We start from the raw sequence: 2,527 nt of genomic DNA, 5'->3' as shown, positions 1-2,527 counted from the left end.
GGCGACGGCGATCGGATCGCCCGCCTCGACGGCGAGCGCCTCGCCGCCGACGAGCTGCACCGCCTGTCCGCCCATGATGTCTATCGACGGGACGATCATCTTCGCACCTCCACGCCCAGGGTCGCCAGCTCCGCCTTCAGATCGCGCACGGTCCGCTCGCCGAAGTGGAAGATCGACGCCGCGAGCGCGGCCGACGCGCCCGCGCCGACCGCCGCGGCCATGTGGGACGCGTCCGCCGCGCCGCCCGACGCCACGATCGGCACGTCGACCGCCGCCGCGACCGCCGCGATCAGCTCGAGGTCGTAGCCCGCCTTCGTGCCGTCCCGATCGAACGAGGTGAGCAGCACCTCGCCCGCCCCGCGCCGGGCCGCCTCGGCCGCCCACGCGACGGCGTCCTTTCCCGTCTGCACCGTGCCGGAGCGGACGACGACCTCGAAGCCGCCTGTCGCCCGCCGCGCCGCGTCGATCGCGATCACGGTGCACTGCGCGCCGAACCTGGCCGAGAGCTCGTCGACGAGGGCGGGCCGCGCCACCGCGGCCGTGTTGACGCCGACCTTGTCCGCGCCCGCGTCGAGGAGCGCCGCCGCGTCCGCCTCGCTCGTCACGCCGCCGCCGACCGTGAGCGGGATCGCGATCCGCTCCCGGACCCGGCGCACGGTCTGTGCCGCCGTGGCGCGCCGCTCCCCGGTGGCGGTGATGTCGAGCACCATGATCTCGTCCGCGCCGTCGGCCTCGTACGCCGCCGCGAGCGCGGCCGGGTCGCCCGCGTCCGCGAGCCCCTGGAACCGCACCCCCTTGACGACGCGCCCGTCGCGGACGTCGAGGCACGGGATGATCCGCACGGTCAGCATGGCGCACCACCCTCCGCGGCGGCGCCGATCCACCGCGCCATCAGATCGAGCCCGTAGCCGCCGGACAGCTCGGGGTGAAACTGGCACGCGAGCACCGCGCCCCGCTCGAAGGCGGCGACGAAGCGGCCGCCGTACTCGCTGTACGCGACCGCCGTCGCGCCGGGCGGCTCGACGAGGCGGTACGAGTTCGCGAAGTAGGCGTAGCCCGGCTCGAGCAGCCGGCACGAGGCGTCCGGCGCGATCGAGTTCCAGCCGAGCTGCGGCGCGCGCACGGACCTCGGAAACCGCGTCGCCCGTCCGCCGAACGCGCCGACCCCGCCGACCCCTGGGCTCTCCTCGCTGCCGGCGCCGAGGAGCTGCAGGCCGAGGCAGATCGCGAGCGTCGGCCTCCCCGCCGCCACGCGCCGCCGCAGCGGCTCGACGAGGCCCCCGGCGCGCAGCACGGACATGGCGGCCGTGAGGGTGCCCACGCCCGGGATCACGAGCCGCGCCGCCCGCGCCGCGATCTCGGGGTCCGACGTGACCGCCGGCTCGGTCCCCAGGCGGCGCAGGGCCGAGAGCACAGACGCGAGGTTCGACGATCCGGTCCTCAGCACCGCGACCTCGATGTCCCTCGCCGTCATCCGAGCACCCCCTTCGTGCTGGGCACGCCGCCGCTTTCGACCGCGACGGCCTTGCGCAGGGCGAGCGCGAGCGCCTTTGCCGCCGCCTCGGCCTTGTGGTGATCGTTCTCGCCGCGCAGCACGTCGAGGTGGATCGCGGCGCGCATCGCGGTCGCCAACGACCGAAACGCATGGACGACGTTCTCGGCGGCGACGTCGCCGATGCACGGCCGCGCGAGGCCGAGCGATACGGCGGCGTAGGGCCGGCCCGAGAGATCCACGACCGCGCGCGCCAGCGCCTCGTCGAGCGGCGCGTAGGCGTCCCCGAAGCGGGCGATCCCGGATCGGTCCGCGAGCGCTTCGTCGATAGCGGCGCCGAGCGCCAGGGCGCAGTCCTCGACCGTGTGGTGATCGTCGACCTCGAGATCTCCCCTGCAGGAGAGCTCGAGATCGAACCGGGCGTGGCACGCCAGCGCCGTGAGGAGGTGATCGAGGAATCCCAAGCCCGTCGCGATCTTCGCCGCGCCCGCGCCGTCCAGCGCGAGCCGCACCGTCACCTCGGTCTCCCGGGTCTCGCGCGTTAGCGCGCTCGTCCTACTCGCCATCGAAGCCCTCCTTTCCCGCGGCGCGCCCGAAGATCTCCCGGAGCGCCGCCATGAGCCGTTCGACTTCCGCCTCGTCGCCCGGCAGCGTGATACGCAGCCCGTCGGCCACGAGCGACGCGCCGTCGAACGCCCGCACCGAGATCCCGCGGAGCCCGAGCGCGTTACGCACCCCCCGAGCGTCCGCGAACCGGGCGAACGCAAAGTTTCCCTGGGAGCTCGTCACCGCGGCCCCGGAGCGGCGCAGGAACGCCTCGAGCCGCGCGCGCTCGTCGCGCACCGCCTCGACGTGACGCGCCACGTCGTCGAGCCCGGCCCGGAGGCGCGCCTCGGCGATCGCGAGCGAGGCCGAGGAGACCGCGTAGGGGTGGCCGGCCGCGCGGAGGAGGTCGACGAGCCGCCTCGGGCCCGCGGCGTATCCCACGCGCAGCCCCGCGAGGCCGAGCGCCTTGGAGAACGTCCGGAAGGCGAC

At 75.2% G+C, this 2,527-nt stretch carries 4 protein-coding genes; all 4 read right to left on the bottom strand.

Going from position 1 to position 2,527, the window contains the following annotated elements; translation table 11 throughout:
* Positions 1–95 precede the first annotated feature (95 nt).
* Positions 96–851, bottom strand: a complete 756-nt coding sequence (hisF, locus tag M0R80_27985) for an imidazole glycerol phosphate synthase subunit HisF (protein MCK9463479.1) — start codon at positions 849–851, stop codon at positions 96–98.
* Positions 845–1,474, bottom strand: a complete 630-nt coding sequence (gene hisH / locus M0R80_27980) for an imidazole glycerol phosphate synthase subunit HisH (GenBank protein ID MCK9463478.1) — start codon at positions 1,472–1,474, stop codon at positions 845–847. Before hisH ends, hisF begins: the two co-directional genes overlap by 7 nt.
* Positions 1,471–2,058 carry an imidazoleglycerol-phosphate dehydratase HisB gene (hisB, locus tag M0R80_27975; protein ID MCK9463477.1) on the bottom strand — a complete coding sequence of 196 codons (588 nt, stop codon included), beginning with the start codon at positions 2,056–2,058 and terminating at the stop codon, positions 1,471–1,473. Before hisB ends, hisH begins: the two co-directional genes overlap by 4 nt.
* The coding region (locus M0R80_27970) for an aminotransferase class I/II-fold pyridoxal phosphate-dependent enzyme (GenBank protein MCK9463476.1) at positions 2,048–2,527 on the bottom strand (480 nt) is incomplete at its 5' end. The genes M0R80_27970 and hisB, both read right to left, overlap by 11 nt.

Source organism: Pseudomonadota bacterium (assembly GCA_023229365.1).
In the GTDB taxonomy this organism is placed as follows: domain Bacteria; phylum Myxococcota_A; class Polyangia; order JAAYKL01; family JAAYKL01; genus JALNZK01.
This window is presented reverse-complemented; position numbering and strand designations above follow the sequence as displayed.